Source organism: Lentilactobacillus senioris (genome assembly GCF_026798195.1).
In the GTDB taxonomy this organism is placed as follows: Bacteria; Bacillota; Bacilli; order Lactobacillales; family Lactobacillaceae; genus Lentilactobacillus; species Lentilactobacillus senioris_A.
In genome coordinates this window covers 354,100-378,639 of record NZ_JAPQEZ010000001.1, presented here as the reverse complement: position 1 = coordinate 378,639, position 24,540 = coordinate 354,100, and the positions used below count along the sequence as shown (strand labels likewise).

The 24,540-nt window shown below is 40.0% G+C and carries 19 protein-coding genes; 4 read left to right on the top strand and 15 right to left on the bottom strand.

Annotated elements, in window-relative coordinates; genetic code table 11:
* Window positions 1-10 precede the first annotated feature (10 nt).
* Complete coding sequence (locus OXT66_RS01790; RefSeq protein WP_268595357.1) at window positions 11-451, bottom strand: OsmC family protein; 441 nt, start codon at window positions 449-451, stop codon at window positions 11-13.
* A gap of 189 nt (window positions 452-640) precedes the next feature.
* On the opposite strand from OXT66_RS01790, the gene OXT66_RS01785 reads away from it, so the two are divergent.
* The gene (locus tag OXT66_RS01785) at window positions 641-1,447 is read left to right on the top strand and encodes a CPBP family intramembrane glutamic endopeptidase (protein ID WP_268595356.1); all 807 of its coding nucleotides are present in this window, start codon (window positions 641-643) and stop codon (window positions 1,445-1,447) included.
* Window positions 1,448-1,530: 83 nt separating this feature from the next.
* Here OXT66_RS01785 and OXT66_RS01780 read toward each other — a convergent pair whose 3' ends face one another.
* Complete coding sequence (locus OXT66_RS01780; protein ID WP_268595355.1) at window positions 1,531-2,277, bottom strand: glucose 1-dehydrogenase; 747 nt, start codon at window positions 2,275-2,277, stop codon at window positions 1,531-1,533.
* 134 nt (window positions 2,278-2,411) lie between these two features.
* On the opposite strand from OXT66_RS01780, the gene tenA reads away from it, so the two are divergent.
* The gene (tenA, locus tag OXT66_RS01775) at window positions 2,412-3,071 is read left to right on the top strand and encodes a thiaminase II (RefSeq protein ID WP_268595354.1); all 660 of its coding nucleotides are present in this window, start codon (window positions 2,412-2,414) and stop codon (window positions 3,069-3,071) included.
* On the opposite strand, the gene abc-f is transcribed toward tenA, so the two are convergent.
* From abc-f to ald, 6 genes are all read right to left on the bottom strand, one after another.
* Window positions 3,068-4,582, bottom strand: coding sequence for a ribosomal protection-like ABC-F family protein (abc-f, locus tag OXT66_RS01770; RefSeq protein WP_268595353.1), 1,515 nt, complete (start codon window positions 4,580-4,582; stop codon window positions 3,068-3,070). The two genes, tenA and abc-f, sit on opposite strands and share 4 nt — an antisense overlap.
* Window positions 4,583-4,707: 125 nt before the next feature.
* Complete coding sequence (locus OXT66_RS01765; RefSeq protein ID WP_268595352.1) at window positions 4,708-5,349, bottom strand: DNA alkylation repair protein; 642 nt, start codon at window positions 5,347-5,349, stop codon at window positions 4,708-4,710.
* 2 nt (window positions 5,350-5,351) lie between these two features.
* Window positions 5,352-5,882: a GNAT family N-acetyltransferase gene (locus OXT66_RS01760; protein ID WP_268595351.1), complete on the bottom strand. Its 531-nt coding sequence runs from the start codon at window positions 5,880-5,882 to the stop codon at window positions 5,352-5,354.
* Between the two features lie 99 nt (window positions 5,883-5,981).
* Window positions 5,982-7,316, bottom strand: a complete 1,335-nt coding sequence (locus tag OXT66_RS01755) for an APC family permease (RefSeq protein WP_268595350.1) — start codon at window positions 7,314-7,316, stop codon at window positions 5,982-5,984.
* A gap of 238 nt (window positions 7,317-7,554) precedes the next feature.
* Window positions 7,555-8,595 carry a bifunctional threonine ammonia-lyase/L-serine ammonia-lyase TdcB gene (gene tdcB, locus OXT66_RS01750; RefSeq protein ID WP_268595349.1) on the bottom strand — a complete coding sequence of 347 codons (1,041 nt, stop codon included), beginning with the start codon at window positions 8,593-8,595 and terminating at the stop codon, window positions 7,555-7,557.
* 65 nt (window positions 8,596-8,660) lie between these two features.
* On the bottom strand, window positions 8,661-9,773 hold the full coding sequence (gene ald / locus OXT66_RS01745; protein WP_268595348.1) for an alanine dehydrogenase: 1,113 nt from the start codon (window positions 9,771-9,773) through the stop codon (window positions 8,661-8,663).
* 756 nt (window positions 9,774-10,529) lie between these two features.
* Here ald and thrS point away from each other — a divergent pair.
* Entirely contained in the window at window positions 10,530-12,485 is a 1,956-nt protein-coding gene (gene thrS, locus OXT66_RS01740) for a threonine--tRNA ligase (RefSeq protein WP_268595347.1), read from the top strand.
* Window positions 12,486-12,590: 105 nt separating this feature from the next.
* Here thrS and OXT66_RS01735 read toward each other — a convergent pair whose 3' ends face one another.
* Window positions 12,591-13,262, bottom strand: coding sequence for a Crp/Fnr family transcriptional regulator (locus tag OXT66_RS01735; protein ID WP_268595346.1), 672 nt, complete (start codon window positions 13,260-13,262; stop codon window positions 12,591-12,593).
* Window position 13,263: 1 nt separating this feature from the next.
* Entirely contained in the window at window positions 13,264-13,920 is a 657-nt protein-coding gene (locus OXT66_RS01730) for a hypothetical protein (protein WP_268595345.1), read from the bottom strand.
* An 813-nt stretch (window positions 13,921-14,733) separates the two neighbouring features.
* Here OXT66_RS01730 and OXT66_RS01725 point away from each other — a divergent pair.
* The gene (locus OXT66_RS01725; protein ID WP_419146367.1) at window positions 14,734-15,372 is read left to right on the top strand and encodes a LysM peptidoglycan-binding domain-containing protein; all 639 of its coding nucleotides are present in this window, start codon (window positions 14,734-14,736) and stop codon (window positions 15,370-15,372) included.
* Window positions 15,373-15,471: 99 nt separating this feature from the next.
* Here the strand turns inward: OXT66_RS01725 and OXT66_RS01720 are convergent, their stop codons facing one another.
* The 5 genes from OXT66_RS01720 to OXT66_RS01700 all read right to left on the bottom strand — a co-directional run bounded on the left by OXT66_RS01720 (window position 15,472) and on the right by OXT66_RS01700 (window position 24,388).
* Window positions 15,472-16,527 (bottom strand): hypothetical protein, encoded by a 1,056-nt coding sequence (locus OXT66_RS01720; protein ID WP_268595344.1) that lies wholly within the window; start codon window positions 16,525-16,527, stop codon window positions 15,472-15,474.
* A 124-nt stretch (window positions 16,528-16,651) separates the two neighbouring features.
* The gene (locus OXT66_RS01715) at window positions 16,652-20,866 is read right to left on the bottom strand and encodes a YhgE/Pip family protein (protein WP_268595343.1); all 4,215 of its coding nucleotides are present in this window, start codon (window positions 20,864-20,866) and stop codon (window positions 16,652-16,654) included.
* A gap of 323 nt (window positions 20,867-21,189) precedes the next feature.
* The gene (locus OXT66_RS01710; protein ID WP_268595342.1) at window positions 21,190-21,849 is read right to left on the bottom strand and encodes a TetR/AcrR family transcriptional regulator; all 660 of its coding nucleotides are present in this window, start codon (window positions 21,847-21,849) and stop codon (window positions 21,190-21,192) included.
* Between the two features lie 14 nt (window positions 21,850-21,863).
* Window positions 21,864-23,474 carry an ABC transporter permease gene (locus tag OXT66_RS01705; protein WP_268595341.1) on the bottom strand — a complete coding sequence of 537 codons (1,611 nt, stop codon included), beginning with the start codon at window positions 23,472-23,474 and terminating at the stop codon, window positions 21,864-21,866.
* Complete coding sequence (locus OXT66_RS01700; protein WP_268595340.1) at window positions 23,471-24,388, bottom strand: ABC transporter ATP-binding protein; 918 nt, start codon at window positions 24,386-24,388, stop codon at window positions 23,471-23,473. The genes OXT66_RS01705 and OXT66_RS01700 overlap by 4 nt, the downstream gene beginning before the upstream one ends.
* Window positions 24,389-24,540 lie beyond the last annotated feature (152 nt).

Genomic DNA, 24,540 nt, shown 5'->3' with positions numbered 1-24,540 from the left:
AGGTTTTTATTTATTCACCTAATACGGGTTCTTCACCAAAGTTGTCAACCAACCTAAATGTGACTCCTTCGTTATCTTTTAACAGTTTAGCGGTTGGGCATTCATCCAATGCGATGTTAACTACTTTTTTGGCATCTGCTTCACTATAATCCGGCATTAAAATCTGTGCTTCCACGGTAAATTTATATCCTTGAGTATCCTTGAATTCATCCACCCTAGTCCGTACTTCAGAATTAATAGGCATTTTCAGCCGGCGTTGCACAATTCGTAAAGTAGCATTGAAACAGGTAGATAGGGCAAACCCAATAAACTGTTCTGGATTAGCCCCTGGTGCAGGAACTAACGAACTGCTGACCCCTAACGAGAGGCCCTCTTGGCCCACCACGTAACTAAGACCCACTAATCCATCTTGATTATGCACATAGGTATGGTATAACGATTTTTCTGTCATTTAACTTCCTCCTATCAAATCCAAGGTAGCGGTTTCATTAGCCAAATTGTAGCACTTTTACTATTTATTTACTAGTGATTTGTTAGGATAAACCGTTAACTAGCGTCCCTATTTTAATTATTCCCCAAGTGCAATTCATTGAACCAATCCCATTACAATCCTATACTGATCAACTAGGGAGGGATAAAGATGAATAATGATCGCTTTTTCTTAGAACGTAAAAATGATACCCGTACTTTTCCAATTTTTGATGATGAAACTCCACTTGCTAAACGGAATCTATGGTGGTTAATAGTATTACCACCCCTCATCTTTGCAATTGTGGTGATTCCCCAAATTCTTTGGCCAGATATTGATACGAGCACCAAGGGAGTGGTGGAAGAAACCCTCATCGTCCTGTGGCAGGACGTTATGCCACTAATCCTTTTTATTTTAATGCTTCATGAGTTAGCCGGCAGATCGCTACGTAGTTTTTTCAAGAAATTAACGTGGCATGATATTGGTGACGGAGCGGTGGCTCTGGTCTTAGGAAATTTATATGCAATTATTACGTCACTTACTTTAACAGCTATTTCTAAAAACTTAGTAGCCGCTAATATCACCACCGGTTCCTTTAAGGCTGGCATGCCTAAAAGTGAGTTAACCACTAACCTCATCCGCGAAGTGCTGACTGATATTCCTAGTCTTCTTTGCGAAGAATTATTAGCCATCATCCCTATGTTAGCGGCAGCTACCTTAGCATACCGGTATTACGGACAAAGCCGCAAAAATTCAATTTGGATTGGTTTACTAGTTTCTATTTTTGTTTTTGGTCTAGCTCATTTTTCAGCCTACGACTGGCATTTAGCTCAAATGTTTATTGTCATCGGGATGAGCCGGCTCTTTGATACTGGGGTATACATTCGTACTAAGAATCTCTGGGTTTCTTATATTTCCCACTATCTTTGGGACACCGTTTCTTCGGGGATTCTATTCTTAATTGCCATGAATAAATAATGAATTGTTTCCAACTTAACCTAATAAAAAACCAGGACTCTGACTGAATGTCAAAATTCTGGTTTTTGATTTTACCATGTTAATTAAGCCCTTTGGCCACCATCAATCACAAATTCAGCCCCATTAGCAAACTTGGATTCATCACTACCCAAGTAAACGCAAATTTCACCGATGTCTTGAGGTTCACCTAAGTGGCCCACTGGGATGGTTTGAATAATTGCATCCTTTTGGTCTTCGGGGATGATATTAGTATCGATCCAGCCGGGATGAACGGAATTAACTCTAATGTTTAATTTTTGTTGAGCCAGTTGCAGCGCAGTGGCGTGGGTTAATAATCGAGTCCCACCCTTGCTAGCTGAATAGGCTGGACTCATTGGCAAGCCGACTAACCCAGCAACGGAAGAGATGTTAATAATTGAACCTTTGCCATCGTTGTAATCTACCATTACTTTAACAGCGTATTTTTCGCCCAAGAAGTTCCCAGTCAGGTTAGTTTCAATTACCTTATTCCAGTCTTCCAACGTGGTATCTTGAATAGGACCTCCGGCGCCGCCGATACCAGCATTGTTAACCAAAATATCAACTTTGCCAAATTTATCAACGGCAGCATCCATCACCCGTTCCCAAGCGTTTTCGTTAGCAACATCCTGTTGAACGAACAAAGCGCGGTCTTCACCAAATCGTTCTACGGCTTTTTTACCACCGTCAACGTTATGGTTAGCTGTCAGCACTACATTAGCGCCTTCAGCAATATAGCACTCAGCAATTCCTAACCCAATCCCGGCTACCCCGCCAGTAATAACTGCTACTTTATCCTTTAACCGATCCATAAGAATGCCTCCACTTCATTTTATTTAAACTTTAATGTAAGTGTAGCATTTTCCTAATGGACTGTAATTATTTTCGCCTTACGACTTTAATTTATATTACAATTAAGCCAAGCCAATTTAGGAGGATAACCATTATGACTTTAACCGAAAACATGCGCACCGCGGCTGACGAGCTATTCACTGCCAGCTTTAATCACCCGTTTATTACCGAACTCACTACCGGTAACCTCCCCATGGACCGGTTCCGTTTTTACTTAAAACAAGATGCTTACTACTTAAAAGAATTCAGCAGACTGCACCATTTATTAGCACTGCAGTTGGCAGAACCAGCAGACGTAAAATTCTTAGAAGCCGAAGCTAACGGTCTTAACAACAGCGAACAAGATGTTCGGAAAGAATTTTTTCAACAACTACAAATTACCACTGATGAGTTAACCAATACCCCAATGGCTCCTAACACCTACAACTACGTCACCCACATGGAACATGAATTAGCTACCAATCCTGCTCAGGGAGCTGCGGCCTTATTACCTTGTTACTGGCTCTATAACCAAATCGGTGAACGGCTGGTGCAACAGTCTTCACCAATTAAAATTTATCAGCAGTTTATCGACACCTACGCTAGTCCAGAATTCACCGTTGCTACCAACACCATGATCGACATTGTCGACCGATTAGGTGAAGAAACCACTAGCGTCGTGCAATCAGAAATGATTACCGCGTTTCTTCGAAGTAGTTATTTTGAACTTAATTTCTGGCAAACTGCCTATGACGAAACTACCTGGCCCTTTTAATTTGCTAGCGGAATCACTGGTACCGCTGGTTGAGTAGCCACCCGTTTCATAAAATCAACGTCATGATCGATGATCAACATGGTCGCTTGAGACGCTAGAATTACCTCTTCGATTTGCTGGCGGGTTAAGAGGTCCAAATAATTTAAGGGTTCGTCCCAAACGTAGAGGTTAGCAGATTCACCTAACGATCTGGCCAACCCGATTTTGCGTTGTTGGCCCATGCTCATTTCTTCTAGCGGCGTTTGAAAACTAGCCCGTTCAAAACCTAATTTCCGGAGTAAATTAAAGAACTGCTCCACCTGCAAATGGTGCTGCTTAGCATAATTAGTCAGCGATCCCCGGAGTTCGGTAAAGGTTTGTTCCAAAAACGAAGCGCGAACCTGACTGGCCCAAGTAATTGCTCCACGGTGCTCAATTTGGTCCGGAAATTGTAACGCGGTTAAAATTGATGACTTACCGCTTCCGTTATTACCAGTTAAAAATACCCGCTCTCCCTTTTCAATTTGAAAACTAACCGGTTGAGCCAACCAATCATTTGTATGCTTCACTTGAAGATCAGTCACCGTTAGTAACGGTTGATTAGTTCTTAACGGTTGATAAGCCATTGTTAACGCCGACACTTCGTCGACGTTTTTTAGTAGTTCGCGTTTTTCGGAAACAGCGCGTTCAGCCTTATCCTCAGCGGCCTTGGAGCGTTTCATAATTTTGGCCGCTTTATGACCTAAGAACCCCTTGTCCAAATTAGCGTGTTGTTCCTTTTGATTTTTCTGTTGCTTTTGCCCTTCGGCTTTACCAGCCCAGCGTTTAGTCTGGGTTGCACTAGCCTGTAGCTGCTTAATTTCGTGTTGCAGCTTCGCCTGGACCTTAGCTTCAAATTGGTTTTGTTGGTCAAAACTAGCCTGCCAAGTATCGTAATTCCCGTTTAGCAGCTGCACTTGTTGTCGTTCAATTGCTACAACGTGATCAATAATTTGGTTAATAAAATGGCGATCATGACTTACCACGATAAAGCCGTGTTTGTTTTTCAGGTAGTCTGCTACTACTTGTCGACCAGCTTGATCCAAATGATTGGTAGGTTCGTCAATCAACTGAAAACTTTGGGGCTGACAAAATAAGGCCGCTAACTGCACCTTGGTTTGTTCGACCGGACTAAGGGTGTTAAACGGCCGCCACAAAACGTCGTCACTTAGCTGCAATGCCGGTAATTCTGCTTGAATGCGCCAAATTTCAGCGTCATCTAACTGGGCTTGTTGCAGGACTACTTCGCTAGTTTCTAATTTAGGATCATTAACTGGTTGGGGAAAGTACCGGAAAGTTAAGTTAGTTTGCACCGCTCCTTGGTACTTCAACTGCCCTAACAAAATTTTAAGTAACGTGGTTTTTCCACGCCCATTTCGGCCAATTAAGCCTAATTTCCATTTTTCATCGATGTTGATATTTAAGTTATTAAAAACGGGATTCACGGCCCCGTCATATTGAAAGTTCACGTCGGTAATTTTAATCATGCCCATGTAAATCGACCCCCTAATATTTTAGCGGACTGAGGGTTATTTCAGCAGATTGCTGGTTTTAAGACACAAAAAAAGGCGCCTTTGCGCCTTTTTTCGTTTAGCCGAAAATGATTTTTTTAGCAAGGTTAATTATTTAAATATTTGCTGGCTTCGCGTTGTGCCAAGTTTGATAGTTCATGAGTAGCAATAAAATCGCCCACCCAACCTGGTTTAACTTTACTATAATTGCGAAGCGCCCAGCCAATGGCTTTTTGTAAGAAGAATTCATTAGTATATTGATCTACTTCAATGGCTTCCGTAAGCATTTCCGTATCCAGTGTTTCTTTTTCAGTCAATTGAAAAATAATGGAAATGCGCCGTAACCACATACTTTCATTTTGAAAGAACCAGTTGAAAATAATGGATTTATATTCTGGAAATTTGATGACATAACTAGCAAATACTTTGCGCCAACTATCTACCGTATCCCACCATGCTTTTTGGTCAACTAATAGCAATAAAGATTTTAACTCCTTCAACGAAAAGCGTTGATAATTTCGTTGTGCCAAATCGATCGCTACGTAATGATATTCTCGCTCTGGTTTCTGGTAAAGTGCTTGAATTTCGCTAATCAGGTTTGCAGTATCCCAGTTACGACTTTGCTTCAACAATTCCCGTTCTTGCAGCTTTCTGTCTGGTGATTTAACTCCTGCAAACGGAAATTTATTTTTCATATAGCGCTCCATTGGTTCGCGATTTATTACTTGCCCATTTAATTCAAAATTCAATATTACACCCCATCAAAAGCATCCAGATACCGCACCGTGCCGTTAATATTTTCTAAGCCATGAGGGGTAATAGCTTTAGCCATAAAGTTTTCGTTAGGAACATCAAACGGTGCTCGGATATTAAATCGACTAGCTGGAACGTAACCAAATTGCGGATAATAATCTGGCCACCCCATCACAATAATAAAATGAATCCCTAAGTCCTCAGCAACCTGTTCTATAGCTTGCATGAGAGCTTTACCAACTCCTTTATGTTGCCAATGAGGATCAACTGCCAATGGCGCTAACGCAGCTCCATGACTGTCTGATTGGGGACCATCAACAATAATTGGCGTAATCAGTACTTGACCAATAATTTGGCCATCATCATCCTTAGCCACCAATTCAGCCTTAGCATTATACTTAGGGTCTTGACGTAAAGCAGTTACTAACTCCGCTTCACCATCGTATCCATGAGGTGTATCAGTAAAAGCCTGCCTCAATAATTGTTCAACTGCTGAATGATCCTCAATTTTAATCGCTTCAATTTTCATTGTAATCCCCTCCTGGATTCATTATACTGATTCAGTTTTACCAAGCCAACCTTTATAACTAATAAAAAAAGCCCGCCAGCTTGGCGAGCTTTTTAATATTTATTTTTCTGAGAAATGATATTTTTTGTTCAATGGGTAGTAGAAGCAAATCCCAATTAAAGTTAAAACAATTCCGATAGCGGAAGTTAACCATTGAGTAAATAGGGTTACTACTAAGATAAAAATACCACCGATAATAGCAATGATTGGGATGATTGGGTAAAGGGGAACCTTGTATGGGCGTTCCAAATCAGGTTCACGTTTCCGCAATACAAATACAGCAATAAATGCCATTACGTAGAAGATCCAAATAACAAATACTAACATGTTAGTGATAGAGTCAAATTGACCAGAAAGCATCATCAAGCAAGCAATGATCAATTGGATAATTCCACTAAACCAAGGAACAGCAGTGTTCTTAGTTAATTCTGAGAATTTGTCACCCCATGGTAACTTGTGTTCTTGACCCATCTTCATTGGAATCCGCATCCCAGTAGTGGTATAGCCATTTAAACCACCATACACTGAAATCAAAATTCCAATGGTAACCAACTTACCACCGATACCACCAAACAATAACCCGGCAACATCTGAAGCAGCATTCAAGTTACCAGCAATATGGTTGATTGGCAAAATGTACAAGAAGACGGCGTTAACTAGCAAGTAAACTGCCATGATAGTAACAATCCCCATTGAGATAGCCAATGGCAAATCTCGTTTAGGATTTTTCATTTCCCCAGCAATGTTACCAACATGAATCCAGCCATCGTAAGCAAACATGGTAGCAAAGGTAGCATTACCAAGTGCAGTCCAGAAATTGTGATGTGGACCAGCAACAACTGGGAACAATGAGAAGTCCCCTCCACCTTGGTGGAAGAAACCAAAGACAACAATTAATGCCAATGGAATTAATTTAACAACCGTTGCAATAGTCTGAACATAACCGGCTGCTTTAGCACCAGCGAAGTTAATAAATGTTAGAGAAACTGCAGCAATAATGGCAATTGGCACAATTAATCCATTTGACAAACCTAATAAGTTACAGGTTTGAGTCCCAAAAACAATTGCCAAAGCGGCAACGTTAGCTGGGAAATAAATAATTCCTTGTGCCCAACCAGCTAGAAATCCCCAAAATGAACCATAAGTGTGTTCAATATAGGTAGTCAATCCACCTGTTTGTGGAATAGCAGCGGCCAATTCAGCCCCTGTTAATCCAGCACAAATCGTAACAACCCCACCTACAAACCAAGCGAGCATAGATAAACTACTAGACCCCGTATATTGGGTAACGGCAGAAGCTTTAAAGAATACCCCCGCACCAATAACGGTACCAACTACCATTGAAAGAGCTGGCCAAAAAGTAATGGTTTTTTTGAGTCCTGATTTTTCTTCCATAACGAATCTTCTCCTTAACAAGACTTAAACATGACCTTGTGAATGAGTCGTAAATAAATTTAAAATTGCAAGTAGTACTTTTCAAAAATTATTTTCTGAAAAGTACTAAAAATATGGTTACAAAACGACCCTAAACACATTGTATAAAAAGTCACAATCATTTTCAAAATAAAAGATGCGCAAATCCATCAATTATTAATTAATTAGTGGATAACGCATCCCTTACTTAAAAATCTAATTATCCAACAACACCTTTAGAAGTGTCTGGTTCAACAAAGAATTGGTCAATGACTTTTTCAACACGTGTCAAGTCAACGTTACCACCTGATACAAGGCCAACAACCTTCTTGCCTTTCAACCACTTGTCGTCAATCTTGTGAGCTTCAAGAGCAGCGGTTGGAAGTGCACCAGCACCTTCGGCAACGATCTTAGTCCGTTGAAGGAGATCTTTCATAGCTTCTGCGATTTCGTCTTCTGAAACGAGGACAATTTCGTCAACTAAGTTTTGAACGATTGGGTAAGTGATGTCACCTGGTGTTGCCACATCAGTACCATCTGCAAGAGTGAAATCATCGTGATGAGTAACAATCTTACCGGCTTTAATTGATGCTTCCATGCCGTGAACGTTTTCTGATTGAACACCAACAATATGAATTGATGGGTTAAATGACTTCAAAGCAACGGCAACCCCAGAAATCAATCCGCCACCACCGACAGGAACAATAACAGTATCAACATCCCAGATTTCATCAAGGATTTCAAGACCGATGGTTCCTTGGCCAGCGATAACATACTTATCGTTAAATGGATCAACGATAGTTTTGCCTTCTTTTTCAGCACGTTCATACATCCATTGGTGAGCATCATCAAAAGTAGCACCATGAATATCAACTTCTGCACCGTAACCGCGGGTAGCATCACGCTTCATTTGTGGAGCTTCGTCTGGCATAACAACAGTTGCGTCGATGCCAAGCAATTTACTTGTTAAAGCAACACCTTGAGCATGGTTACCAGCAGAAGCGGTAATAACACCACGAGCTTTTTCTTCATCACTAAGATGATTGATCTTGTTGTTAGCACCACGGAACTTAAATGATCCAGTTAATTGCATGTCTTCAAGTTTCAAGTAAACGTCGCCACCAACAACGTTATTACTTAGAAACATTGATTTAACAAGTGGAGTTTTCCGAGCGTACTTGCTAACAATAGCGCGAGCTTCTTGGATGTCTTGCAAGTCTACAATATCATTGGTTTTTTCTACTAATTTGTTTGAAGCCATAATCTTAATCTCCTAACGTGAGTTAAATTATTTATTAATCTACTAAACTGTTAAATAATCAATTATTAAAGAACACTGTTAAGGTCAACGTATGGTAAGTCTAATGATTTAGCTAAACCTTCATTAGTTACTTTACCTTCGTATACGTTAACACCAGATGCCAAAGCTTCGTTAGTCTTAATTGCGTCTACGATACCGCGTTCACCAATTTCAAGTAAGAAATCAATGTTTCCAGCAGCGAGACCCATAGTAGCAGTACGTGGTACGGCACCTGGTTGGTTAGGAACACCATAGTGAACAACGCCATGCTTGATGTAAGTTGGTTCATCAATGGTAGTTGGGTGCATTGTTTCAACAGTACCACCTTGGTCAATGGCAACATCGACGATTACTGAACCTGGTTTCATTGACTTAACCATTTCTTCAGTAACCAACTTAGGTGGACGAGCGCCTGGAATTAAGATAGTTGAAATGAAGAGGTCAGCTTTCTTAATTTCGCTTGAAAGAGTGTCATCATTGGATTCAAGAACAGTAACATCTTGGCCGCTGTAGTTTTCTTCCAACCATTTGATCCGGTCTGGGTTCTTTTCGATGATACTTACGTGACAACCGATACCTAAAGCCATGTCAGCAGCGTTAGTTGCAGCTGAACCACCACCAAAGATAACAACGTAGCCAGCAGGAATTCCGAATTGTGGAAGACCTGGAAGTAAGATACCTTCACCACCGTGTTCTGCTTCAAGGTATGCAGCACCTTGAAGTACTGAACGACGGCCAGCAATTGCACTCATAGGTGCAAGTAAAGCAAGCTTGCCATCGATAAAGATTGTTTCAGCACCAATAGCAGTAGTACCAGCCTTCATCATTGCTTCAACAGTTTCTTTAGATGATGCAAGATGTTGGAATCCCCAAACAACTTTGCCTTCAGTAAAGTACTTGTATTCAGCTTTATCTGGTTCCTTAACCTTCAAAACAAGGTCTGCAGACCAAGCTTCTTCAGGTGTAACAATTTTAGCACCAGCTGCTTCATATTCTTCGTTAGTAAAACCTGAACCGATACCGGCATTGTTATCAACTAAGACTTCATTACCAGCGTCAACAAGTTTTTTAACGTTTTCAGGGGTTTCAGCTACTCGACCTTCGCCCTCTTTTAATTCCTTGACAACACTAATCTTCATAGAAAAGCACCTCACAAAAATTTATCAATATAATTATATTGCATCTTTATAATAAGCCATTCATGAAAAATGTCAACAATTAATTATATTTTTCACAATCATTTTCAGAATGTTTTGTGATTTTCAATTGGGTTTTCTCCTCCAATGTATCCGTTTTCTTTATATAACGCGGTTATCATGCCCACCAAGAGTATAAACATTTTACTAATTCAGCGTTATCAACGATAAAACAATTTTTATTTCACAATCAAAATTAAAAGATAGCGCTTTATTTGTGAGTAAAATTGGTTATTTTTTTCTACATATTGGAATGGTCCAATATTCCATAGATTTGTGAACATTTTTTCACATTGTGTGTAAAAAATAACAAGAATTCCATTATTTTTATTTTTGTTAATCCATACACAATTAATATCTTGTAGTGTTTCTAATTCAGAATATTTTTTAGGAAAAGGGGTTGACATTATTTTTTAAAACGGGCATAATCAATTGCAAATAAAGAGACATGACTCCTACTTCTCATCACAGGGAGAGCGAATCTAGCCTGGAAGTTCGCTCGTTTAGAAGGTAGTGGTTACCACTTTTTATCGTTGAATGACGGATAATGTCGTTCCGGTTAGTAATCGTTAACAACTGCTAGAGTACTTAATGATTAAGTAAAATGGGTGGAACCACGCTAATTGCGTCCCTAGAGTGTCTAATGACATTCTAGGGACTTTTTTGGTTTCACCACCATAAGAAAAGGAGCGTATCAATATGGCAGAAATCTCACTTAGTTTCCCAGATGGCAACGTTAAATCTTTCGAAGACGGTGTTAACGCACTAGAAATTGCCAAATCAATTTCTAACAGCTTAGCTAAAAAAGCCGTCGCTGGTCGTTTAGATGGCGAGTTAGTTTCATTAACTCAACCACTTCATGAAGATGGCAAGATCGAAATTCTTACTACCTCTGACGCAGAAGGTCTTCAAGTTTTACGTCAAACTGGTGCCCAAATTCTTAAAATGGCTATCAGACAAAACTTCCCTAACGTTTTATTTGGTGAAAGTGAAGCTGATGAAGATGGTTTCTTTGTTGATACCGACAAACCAGAAACTCAAATCAGTGTGGATGAACTTGATAGTTTAGCAGCTGCTATGAAGAAAATCATTGACCAAAAACTTCCAATTGCTACCGAAGAAGTTTCAGTTGATGAAGCTTTAAAATTAGTTGCCGGTGATCAATACCAAGAAGCTTTAATCAAAGATAACGCCGTTAACAACAAAGTATTTATCAACCAAATTGGTGATTTCAAAGCCCTATCTGAAGGAGTTACTCTTCCAGACACTGGCTCTGTTAAATTCTTCAAATTACTTTCAGTTGCCGGAGCTTACTGGCAAGGTAAGTCATCAAACCCAATGCTTCAACGGATTTATGCTACTGCCTTCTTCAAAGAAGCCGATTTGGATGAAGACCTTAAACAACGCCAAGAAGCTCGCGAACGTGATCACCGGGTTATTGGTAACCAATTAGATCTTTTCTTCGTTGATCCTAAAGTTGGTGCTGGTCTTCCTTACTGGATGCCAAACGGTGCTACTATCCGTCGGACTCTTGAACGTTACATCATTGACCGTGAAGTTGAATCTGGTTACCAACACGTTTATACTCCAGTGCTTGCTAACCTTGACCTTTACAAGCAATCTGGTCACTGGGATCACTACCGTGAAGACATGTTCCCACCAATGGACATGGGCGAAGGTGAAATGCTTGAACTTCGTCCTATGAACTGTCCTTCCCATATCCAAATTTACAAGCACCACATCCGTTCATACCGTGAACTTCCACTTCGAATTGCTGAAATCGGTATGATGCACCGTTACGAAAAATCTGGTGCTCTTAGTGGATTGCAACGAGTTCGGGAAATGGAATTAAATGATGGTCATACTTTCGTTGCCTTGGAACAAATCGAAAAAGAATTCCAAAGCATCTTGAAGTTGATGGTATCTGTCTACCATGATTTCGATATCAACGACTACACTTTCCGTTTGAGTTACAGAGATCCTGAAAACACTGAAAAATACTTTGACGATGACGAAATGTGGAACCGCGCTCAAAGCATGTTGAAGAGTGCCATGGATGACATGGGCTTGGAATACACTGAAGCCGAAGGGGAAGCTGCCTTCTACGGTCCTAAGTTGGACGTTCAAACTAAGACTGCCCTTGGCAATGAAGAAACCCTTTCAACTATCCAATTAGACTTCATGTTGCCAGAACAATTTGACCTTCACTACGTTGGTGAAGATGGTGAACAACACCGCCCAGTTATGATTCACCGTGGAATCATTTCAACTATGGAACGATTCACTGCTTACCTAACTGAAATTTACAAGGGGGCCTTCCCAACTTGGCTTGCTCCACACCAAGTTCGGATCATTCCAGTTAGTGAACAAAAGCATGGTGAATATGCTGAAAAACTTAACGAAGACCTTCGTCGTCACCACATTCGTTCTGATGTAGATGCTCGTCCAGAAAAGATGGGTTACCTAATTCGTGACGCCCAAACTAATAAGATTCCATATACGTTAGTTGTTGGGGACGCTGAAATGAACGATAACACCGTTTCAGTCCGTCAATACGGTCATGAAGATAGTAAAGAAGTTAACTTCGAAGACTTCGTAAGTTACGTTCAAAAAGACCTTGAATCATACTCACGGGCAACCGATGCCGAACTATAATCCTCAGCGATTTTAGTTATTAATCACACTCACAAAAAATAAAACCAAAAACCGTAGTTTATTGATCCTACTCAATCAATAAACTACGGTTTTTTATTTTTTCTACTATATTAAAAGTAATAATTCATCAGGCGCCAAAATTTTCACCTGACCACCCTGATTTTGAATTAATTGTAAGTCGCTTAATTCAGTTAAGGCGCGACTGATACTTTCTGGGGTGGTACCTAAATAAGTGGCAATATCTTTTTTCTTTAGCGGTAATTTAAACGGATTTTCAGCTAAACTAGCTTGGGTATCTAGTAAATACCGCGCTAATTGCCCCTTCACGTCGCTAGTTTTAGCTACCGCCCGTTGTGTTTCTAATTCTTTGATCTTTTGGCTCATCGTTTTTAATAAGTTCAACGTTAAATCTGGACTGTCAGTCAATAACCGTTGAAAATCCGTTTGGCTTATTTGGCAAACAGTGGCGGCGGTTAATGCTGTTGCCGTTACATCACGAGTTCCTGAGCCAAACAAATTTGGTTCACCATCAAAATCACCGCTAGATAATACCCGCGTAATGCTTTCGCGGCCATTCGCAGAAATGGTTGCCAACTTAATTTGACCGTGTTCTACAATTAAAAAGCGGCCAACATCTTCAGCGGCTAGGTAAATAATTTCGCCCTTTTGGTACTGTCGTTGAGTCACCAATCCAGCCACTGATTCCCGTTGTGTTAGTGGTAAAGACTGAAATAGCGGCACTAATTCTACGCATTCTAAGGCTTCATGTGCTTGCATTTTAGTTACTCCCTTCAGCTGCTAATTGATTTAACGCCGTCAGCCAAGCTTGCGTGCCTGCATCTCCCATCGGTTCAACTGGCCCTAATAAACTAGCTACCTTTGGCCAATCTACGGCTTGTAAGTCGTTAAGACTACTTTGTAGTTCTTCAATCTGGTTTGCTGGCAACTGCCGCATTAATGCCGGATTATTTTGAGTAGTGGTCAAAAAGAAATTAACAGCCAGCTGGTGGCTAACAATCGTAATTAACTCTACTTCTCTCACTTCGTCACTGATAATAAGTGGTTGAGTTAGTGGAACAGCAGGTAATTCCCGCACTAAAAAGGCTTGAAATTGCGACCAATTTTCAGCTACTAATAGGTAAAACTGCCAAGGTAGTTGGTTGTTCATAGTTTTTAAAACATCTATCAGCCACAGTGTTAATGACCATTGCTCCCCAGCAGGAAGCATTTCTAACATTGCTTGTAGCAATCGTTGCAGGGTTTCTGCTGATAATTTGGGCAACCGTTTCTTCAGTGTCAATCCATACCGCACCAACATAAATTCGGGTAGTTGATCAATATTAATTGTTCGTTGACTACGTTTTACTTTTTGTTTTAATCGTTGTTTCATTTGTTTTTGCCGCCGACTGGCTGCTCGCTGCCCCTGTTTAACCATTTTTTAACCCACTTTTTTTCTGTTTTCTTCATTGTAATAGCCAATTACTAAAAAGGCAAAAAGCGAAGGGACCAATTAATCTGTTCCATTAAAGATAATCCTGAATCAAACACCAGCAATTTAACCAATAAAAATTTTCTACTATAGTTAGGTAGACCAATTACTCAACTGAGTTCTTAGAAATTTCTCATAATTAGAATTTAAAACCCAACGGTTAAATTATCAGAACTAACGAATAATTATTGACCTTAGTAAACGCCCGTTCCCATTGGTTTTGTAACCGGTAGCAATTGTTTCACAAACTCAAATAATTATTTGTGAATTTTTGATGAACACATTTTTTGTTCATAATCCCCACTTTCCCACCCAAAATTGGTATTTACCGGTAAATTATCTTGATAATCTCATTTATTTTAAAAAACACCCCCCATTTTGATTCTAAAATGGGAAATTATCATTTAATTTAGGCCCTATTTTTCATTTTAATATTTTTGTAATATTTCACAAAAGGCCAGTATTATCACATGAATAAGCTGTAATAATTTTGTCTTATTCCAAAAGTGGGTTGACGATTTTTTTTGATTTGTTATGATTATCCAGCGTAATCAAATCGAATAGTTATTTCGAAGCGATACGAAAATCGATTTTTAATTAATCGATAATTCAAGGTTGTATTGGCAACTTTTATTAGGAGGTTACTTTATCGGAAAATATTGGGTCATTTGACTCTTATGTTGAAAGTAAAGTTTGTTTGATTAATTATTGTTGTCCATAGGATTTGAAAAATAAAATTTCAAAAGAAAGAATTTAAAGGTGGTTATCATTATCAAAAAGAGTTTAGTTACATTATCAGTTATTGCAGGTTTCTTAGGTTTAGGTAGTTTGGCAGCTAGCGCTGACACTTACACTGTTCAATCAGGTGACACAGTTGCTAACATCGCTGCTTCACACAACGATACTGTTAACGGTATTGCTTCACGCAACAACTTGAGCAACGTTAACCTTATCTTCGTTGGTCAACAACTTGAAGTTGGTCAAAACACTACTTCAAACAACACTCAAGCAGCTGCTACTACCACTGCAACTACTACCCAAGCTCAAAGCACTCCAGTAGCATCAACTACTAACGCTACTACTTCATACAACACTGCAGCTCAAAACACTAACACTGCTTCAGCAAATACTGCTAACACTTCATCAAGCAGCAACTACGGTACTGGTTCACACGCTGCCGTATTAAGCCAAATGGAAGCACGCACTGGCGTTTCAGCTTCAACTTGGAACTACATCATTAACCGTGAATCAAACTGGCAATCATCAGTTCGTAACAGCACTTCAGGTGCCTACGGATTGTTCCAAAACATGCACATCAGTGGCGGTTCTGTTCAAGACCAAATCGATGCTGCTGTAAGTCTTTACAACCAACAAGGTATGGCTGCTTGGTCAATGTAATCACAGCTTAACCTTAAAAAACACCCCTAGTGGGTGTTTTTGTTATCGATAATATTAAAAAAGATCACTTGAGAAGTTTTCTCAAGTGATCTTTTTTTGCTAGATTGCACCTTTATTAAATTTCATTAATTCATTTACATCATGAACCAGTAGGTAGCCTTCACCATTACTAGTAAAGCTCATTCCTTCAAATTCTCGTTTAGTATTAAAGACCGATACCTTAACGTCTGAATTCTTCAAATGTCCCACCTTAGATGCCGGAATAGACATGATTGAACCGTCAGAAATAAAGTAAACTCGATTACTCTTAGGATTGTAACTAATGGCTTGTGGAATTGCACCAGGACCATTTTTAATGCCCTGCATTACCAAGTTAAATTTAACTGACTTACTACCAATCTTTCCCTTATAGTACTTAATTGATTTCTTAGGTGAGCGACTCCCCCATGAACCAGTAGAGTAACCCCAGAAATAAGCATTTCCTTTTTTATCAAAGGTCAGGTTTTCTCCCATTGCTACGGTTGATTTCAAACGGAAATTGATCTTAGTAATAGGTTTCAAGCTTGCGGTGCTAACTCGTTGAACATTAGCATTAATCGAATTTTTACCAACAAACCATAATTGTTTATTCTTGGGATTGTAAGCTAGTGATTGACCATGCCCCGTATTGAATTTAGGACCAACTTTAACGTAATTTTTGTATTTGCTTAATACGCTCGTCCCACTTAAACATGTATTTAAATCTTTTACCTTTAATTTCTTTAAGGCTTGCATATTAAAGCGAGTAATTTGACCTGTATTACTACCAGGAGCAACAGTTGACATTACGTAAGCGTAGTGACCATCAGGAGTAACAGCGATACTTTGAGTATTGCCTAATTGCCCACCTGGCAATTTTAAGTAGGTACTCATTTGACTTTTTTTATTTCCCTTTTTAGTTCTAATAGTAACTGGTTTAGTCATTGAGTTGTAGTCGGTAACGTAGCTATACTTACCAACAGTATATTTACTATTCGCCAACGTTTTAAAATTATTAACGTTGTAAAAAGCTAAAGCATCCCCTCTTTGATTATACGTTTTAGCTTGCGTTGCCGTAGCAAACATCATTGGTAAAGCAAAAGCTAAAACTGCTCCCCACAATGCAGATTTCTTCATGATTTATAACCCCTTTTATTATTTTTTCCTAACAAATACACTCTAGTTTAGTTAGAATTAAAACGCAATCCAAATTTAATCACAAAAAAAGATCTGAATATTAACATCCAGATCTTTTTCTTTATTATCTTTCAGCCGCATGTTGTGGCTTAGTTGAGTTCCCCATAAGATAAATTAACCATAAAGTTAAAATTAGGACTCCCATAAGCAATAGGAAGATCATACCGCCTACGTTAATGTTAATTCCGCCAGTGAGACATTGCCGCAATGCCAAGTTCGTATAGTGAACTGGTGACAGCAATCCTAAGTAATCACTTAAAGAATTAATAGTTTCAGACGGATAAATATCGTTTGAGAAGAAGACTGAGGTTCCTAATACTGCTCCCGCAAGTAAAAAGGCCCAGTACTTCAAATACTTAAAGAGTACAATTTCAATCATTGCGGTTACTACCGATAATAAAATCCCTAGAATAACAAATTGAAGTGGATGATCAATTTGCTTCAAAATCATGATAATTACAGCAGTGGTGACAAAGCCTTGAAGACCAGCCAAACCTACTGTTTCATAAATAGAACGCTTAGTCTTAAAGCCAGTTAAACGGGCCATTAAGGCTGCAATAGCTGTTACCCCAAGTAAAGTCAATAATGAAATAACAAACGGTGCCATCGCAAACCCAAAGTTTGGTACGTAGTTAGTACTATCTCGTTTAACAGTAGTTGGCGCCGCAAACATTTGAGCCATCTTATTATTCAACGGAACTGCATTGACTTGATCAGCCCCGCCTTGTAGTGACGTTGCCAAGGTGTTATCCCCAGCAACTAACTTACCAGTTCCGCCATTTAATTTGCCGGAATTAGCGTCTAATTGACTGGCACCATCATCTAATTGCTTAGCACCATCAATTAACGCGCCGGTGGAATTATTTAAAGTATTCAAGCCATTGCTCAATTGTATTCCACCATCGTTTAGTTGCTTGACTCCTGACTGTAACTCTGGTGTGCTGGATTGCAAGGTACCCAAGCCAGTATCTAATTGACTGGAACCGCTGGCTAATTTAGAAACCCCACTTACTAAGGTTGGCACTTGACCGTTGAGACTTTGCAAACCATTATTTAATTGGCCTGAACCATTAGCTAATTTATGAACCCCACTTACTAAGGTTGGCACTTGACCGTTAAGGCTTTGCATTCCGTCGTTTTCAGTAGTGGATCCCGCTGCTAATTTACCAATAGCGTTGGTTAAGACGGGTACTTGTTTGTTTAATTGGCCTAATCCGGTACTGAGCTGCTTAGCCCCGCTCTCTAAAGCGCCTGAATTCTTGTTCAAAGTAGCTGAACCATTGGCTAATAACCCAATTGCATTAGTTAACGTTGGTACTTGACTGTTCAACTGGTTCAACCCATCATCTAGTTGAGTTTGACCGTCCATTAAGGTCTTATTATTGGCAACCAAAGTTTGCGAACCATCATAAAGTTGAGTAATTCCGTTCACTAAGGTTGGCACTTGATCATTAAGTTGCTTAAGACCATTATTCAAGTCCTTAGCTCCTTGAATTAGTTGGTCTGCGTTGCTGCCAGAATAAATGGCCGTCCCGTTCTTTAATTGAATTAAACCGTCTGCTAGTTTCTTAGCATTAGTAGTTAATTCACTAGAACCATCAACTAACTTTTGAAGTCCCTTAACGATTCCGGGGTTAGCATCAGTTCCGTCTCCGTTAGCAGTGGCAATTTGCGCCTTTAATTGATCTAACACCCCGGTAATCTTCAAGGCAGACATACCATTTAAGATTGTCTTGATAGCATTAAATGAAGATTTAGCAGCAGTAGCATTCTTGGCATTAGTGGTCTTATCAGCCGTTAGTTGTTTCTCTAACGCTTGCACTTCCGCCTTGATAGTAGCTACATCTGCTGCACTAGCTTTTGGAGTTTCAGTAGTCGTTGGATTAACCGTTGAAATATCAGCTTTATCATTATTAGCTTCATTAGTAGTTTCGCTGCCAGCGTCTGCTACTGCTTCTGCTTGCTGTTTAGCAGCTGTTTTTACCGCTGCCATATCAGCTTTAATAACTGCCGTATTATTTGTAGCAGTTTGCTTTGACGTTGTAGTAGTTACCTTACCAGCATTACTATTATCCGTAGTTGCATTAGTCGTTGCTGCATTTTCATCGGTACCTGAGTCCTTCAATGCAGATTTTAAAGCTGCCGTTTGTTTAGGAGTTAGATCCTGCTTTTGGCTCACAGCATCAATTTTTGCATTAATTTCAGCAGTGGTATCACCAGTATCAGCGGAATTATTTGCCGATGTAGCGGCTGATTCTGCGGCCTTAGTTTTCACTGAAGTAGTTGTAGTAGTCTTAGTACTACTTGCCATATCAGTTTGTAATTTTTGGACCGCTTGATTTAAATCAGCCGTACTTTTCTGAACGTCTTTATTACTTGAATTATTGGTGCTGTTACTATCAGTAGTCTTACCATTCAAACTAAAGTGCTCTAAACTACTCAAATCACTTAGCCAGTTGGAACTAGTAGCCTTCTTATTAGACTTATCACTGCTACCCATATCGAATTTGGGTACTACGGCATTAGCAGTTGTATTATCTGAAGTCTTAGTATTTGTTACTTCAGCGGCATTAGTTGCTGGTGCAGTGGTATCCAATGCATCTAGCTGACTTTCAATTTTCTTTAATGCTGCTTGATTGGCAGTGTTTTGACTGGTCAAGGCTGAAGCTAACTTATCAGCTGCTGTGTAGCCGTCATTAGCGTTACTCAACACCCCACCTTTAAGGAAAGCAGAATAATCTTTGCCGGTAAGTGTCTTCATAGCGCCAGCTGCATCATTATTTAACGCATCATAGAGAGCTTGTAATTGAATTGGCAGATCGCCTAATTGGTCTTGTAGTTGGTTAATTCCAGTAGATAAACTGGTCATTCCCGTAACCAATGCGGGTGAAGATTCATCTCCAGTTAAGCTAGTACCTTTACCCAAAATGGCTCCATCATATAACTGTCCGACCCCATCAGAAACTCCTTGAGTGTATTGTTGGACCCCATCAGATAATTTAGATGAACCAGCATATAATTGAGAGACCCCATCAGCCAAGGTTCCCTTTGAGTCATCTAACTGTTTAATCCCCGCATTTAATTGTGAGACCCCATCAGTATATTGCGTCCAACCTGGCAATAATTTTCCTGATCCGGCTACCAATTGACTGACGCCATCAGCTAAATCACCTTTTTTAGCGTTTAGTTGTTGCAGACCATCATTAACTTGATAAACACCATCGGTATAAGTAACTACCCCTGATTTAAGTTGGTTAGAACCATCAGCAAGCTTAACTACTCCGGTTGCTAAAGCGCCCTTTTTACTGTTTAACTGTTGTAATCCGTTGTTAATTTGACTAGAACCATTGGCTAACTGACTTACACCAGACTTCAATGTGCCAGTACTACCGTTTAAGGTTTGCAAACCATCATCTAATTGAGTTCCACCAGTGGCTAGCTTGCCAACCCCGGACTGTAAGGTTCCCGTTTTGTTATTCAAAGTTTGTAGTCCGGTATTCAATTGACCTGAGCCATCAGCAAGCTGATTAACCCCATTAACTAATTGGCCGCTTTTATCGTTTAATTGATTCAAACCAGCACTAAGTTGATTACCACCAGTGGTTAATTTTTGGACCCCACTAGGCAACGGCTGAATACTAGTGTACATAGTATCCATTCCGTTTTTAAGCGTCTTAACCCCGGTTGTGTATTGTTTTAATCCAGATTGCAGCGTAACGGTTCCATCCTTTAATTGGGTAGCACCGTCAGCTGCTTTTTGAAATCCTTTCCCAGAAGTTTTAATCTGGGAGAACAATGCTAACGCGTAGCTCTTAGTAACCGCTGCTCGCACTTGTTCGTTCACTTGAGTAAGTCCTACGCTACTCATAACCCCCGCAATGTAGTTCATGGAATCATTAGTTTTGTATCCCAATTGCATTGTTTTAGGGTTCTTATACATAACCGTCGTTGCATTTTTAGAAAAATTCTTAGGAATTGTAACGACTGTATAGTATTTATTATTTTTTAATCCTTCTTTAGCAGTTTTGGCACTCACAAAATTCCATTGCATGCCGTGATTTTGTTTAAGTTGATCTACCATTTGATCCCCAACTGCCATGGTCTTACCTTGATAAAGCACCGCCTTATCGTTGTTCACCACCGCAATTGGTAATCGGCTAGTATGGCCAAACGGATTCCACACAGATTGCAAGAACAGTAACGCCGCAATAACCGGCAAGGTTACTCCCAAAACAATTGCAGCAATCCGGACCCCCCGTCGCTTGAAAATATTAAACACACCTTTCTACTCTTAAATTTTTGCATCTTACCAGGATGTATAAATAATAATAAAGGCTGAAAACCCGGTATTTTAATGCATGCTTAAAAGTATAATCCCGAATTAAAAAATAGTAAATATCATAAACTAATTTAGAATGGCATTCTACCTGATCTGATTTCCTTGATATAAGCGGATTTTCGGTCTTTTTACAAAATAAAATATGATTAATCACCTGTTGAAAAAATATGCAGAAATAAAAATAGGGTCCAATTTATTTAGTAACGGTACCAAAAAACCACGATAGTAGTCGGCAATCAGCCTAACTATCGTGGTTTTTAAGACTAGCAATGATCATCATCTACATTAGTAGCTACAATACCGTGTTCAATGATATCCATTTCCATTTTAATTTCGGTAATCAAATCCGTCATCTGATCAATATTTTTGACATCGGGATGACTTTGTAAATAACTTTGGGCCCGTTCGGTCATGCCCTTAACGTTATTCATTAAATAACGCCGAACCACCTGTTTATCTAATCCTGGTCGAATATTTAAGCGGTCAAAGACCGGATTGATTAAGCGATCCACGTTTTCCTTAGTCCACTGACCAAACGTTCGGTGTAATTTTTCTTCAGAACCATCCGGCAAGTTATCATTATCTTTATAAACCGCAATCAATAACGCAAACTCATCCGGAAACCGTTGCGCTAACTCTAATTTATACTGAGTGGCTCTCACAATCATGCTGACCAAATCAGTTGATTCCGTCCACACCGTCAAGTCTGCTTGATTCATTACATTATCTAGGGCGGTATCGACTACTTCACTATATAATGTCGCTTTATTAGCAAAATAGCGAAAAACCGTGCCTTTAGAAACGCCAGCCTTAGCCGCAATCAGATCTGTACTAGCTCCGTAGCCACTAATCGCAAATTCATGAAGCGCTGCTTTTAAAATAGCAGCCTTCTTCTGGGGGTCTTCAGCTAATCGTTTGGTCATGTTGTCGCCTCTTTCTATCGATCTAAGTCCCGTCTATTATAGCCAATAAACCCAGCAACTAGCAAGATCACCGCAATTCCTAATATGAGCCACCACGCTGTCCAATCAACTTTCTCGACCGGTACTTTGTTCAACCAGTAGAATGGTGAGATTCTAAGACTCCATTCCGGTAACTTCAGTAATTTCCCAAAGTAAGACAGCACAAACGCCAAGCCTAAGTAGCCCCACGTCAAAGAACGCCATTTGGGTAGCCAACCAATTAACGCCACCAACAACCCAATCAAAAGTAAAATCACAGGCACCATAGCCAAACCAGTTTGCCAGTAGTAGTGCGCTGCAAGGGGATGCCGCATTACCGCATTAGCAGCCGCCTGGGTTCCGGCAATCGCACTAACCAAAACGATAACGGCCAAGCCACTGCCATAGGCTACTACAGTCGCTAAGTTACGATTGCGACTAATTGGCTTAGCCCCGACTAATCCTAAATAACCCTTTTGATTGTCAGTTTCGATTTTGTTAACTATCATTCCACCAGCAATCACTGCTAGAATGCTAAAAATCATTCCTAAAATACCAACAAAATTTAACACTTGTAGTTTCTCGGCGTGCTGAACACCGCTAGTTCCTAGCACTTCTTGAATAACTGGTGATGTTTTTACTAATTTACCAATACTGTCAAATACAGAGCCGTAACTGGCTCCTAACACAAACACTCCTGCTATCCAAACTAAAGCAGTAGTTTTTTGGGTCCAAAATAATAAGCTCCCGGGACCGGCTAAAAAGTTACTGGTTTGCTTGCCCGGTCGAACAGCAATAATACCGGCATCAATATCCCGGTTTGCGTTTAACGCGAACGCGATCGCTAACATCGCAAACCCAGTTACAGCGTACAAAATCATCGGTAGCCAGTTGTTATCAACGTAAATACTAGTTTTTTCAACCCAGCCTAGTGGCGAAAGCCAAGTCCAATCCGGATTGGTTACATCGGTAATCATGCGAACGAGATAAGTCACCCCAAAGAATAAGTAACCACTCAGCATGGCGTTGTGCGCGTCATTAAACAATTGCGCAAATACCAACGCAATCATCCCAAAGGCCCAGCCAACGATCCCCAACGCTAATGCTAGCAGCCAATTGCCATTGGTGTTGGCTCCCGGCAAATCAGCTAGCTGCAGCCCCACTCCGCTTAAAATAGTAAATAAACCATCAATCAGGGTTAGTTCCAAAGTGGCTGCCAATAATGGCGCCTGTCGACCAACTGGATGACCACCACGGATCATTTCGGTTAGCCCGGACTCTTCTTGTCCCCTAGTGGAACCGATCGCTAGTGAGTAGTTAAAAATCACCATGAAAATCGCCCAAAAGATCAGCATTTCGGATGCAAAAATAATGGCAGTGTTTAAATTAGTGCTGCGGGCCAACGGTCCAAATAGGGATTCCATCGCTTTAGATTTTAACGTTTCAGCAATCGTGTTAATTTGGCTAGGATTACCATATAAATCAGTAAATTTATAGGCCACCGCTAAAAACAGTCCGGCTAACACTAACATCCACACAATAATTTTAATCCGATCTCGCTTTAGGTCCGCTAATAATAACCGTTTAGTTTCTGCAAATTGGGTCATGATTGTTCACCACCCTGCCCGTTATTTTCATAGTAACGTAAGAATAAATCATCTAACGTTGGGGGCGTAGTCTTCAAGCTAACAATTAAATTTTCAGCTAAGTAACTTATTACCGCCGTAGTAGCGTCCCCATCTAAACTAAATTGAGCCTGAAGCTGATTAGCTGACAACGTTAACTGGTGAACCCCGTGCATTCCTTCTAATTGATCCAACGGTTTTTGGGTCGTCACGGTGACTTGGTTACGAGTCAAATGTTGCATGGAAGCCAGCGTCCCGGTTTCGATAATGGTACCTTCCCGAATAATCGCGATCACATCTCCCATTCGTTCCACTTCTGACAAGATGTGGCTAGATAATAAAATACTTTTTCCAGCTGCTTTTAAAGCCGCCACTTCATCTTGAAAGATTTGTTCGTTTAGTGGATCCAATCCCGAAGTGGGTTCGTCAAAGATGTATAGCGCAACATCCATGGATAAGGCTGCAATCAATGCTACTTTTTGGCGGTTACCTTTTGAATAGGTGCGGTTTTTCTTGCCGGTGTCTAATTCAAATTTCTGGATTAGTTCATCGGTTTTTTTAGTATGTTGCTGGTGTGACATGTGCAGTAATAAGTCAATTGTTTGCCCCCCAGTTAAATTAGGCCATAAATAGACGTCACCAGGAACGTAAGCGAGTTGTTCATGGATTTTTACCGAATCTTTCCACGCATCCTGCCCGAAAACGGTGGTGGTCCCATCTGAGGCTTTGATCAATCCTAAAATAGTTCGAATGGTAGTTGATTTGCCGGCACCATTAGGGCCAATAAAACCTAAAACTTGGCCGGGATACAAAGTTAAATTAATATCCTTTAACGCCTCGAACTTGCCAAAATATTTTTGTAAATGTTGGATTTGAATCACTGGTTGTGTTGTCATCACAATCCCTCCCTCAATAAGGTAATCCTTTAATTGCAATTCATTATACTATTAGTGACTAGATAGTCAATGACCAATCAGTCATTATCAGTCAAATAAAAAAGAAACCCGTTCTAAAGCCTAGTTAGCTGTTAGTTTGAATTCCTTAAATA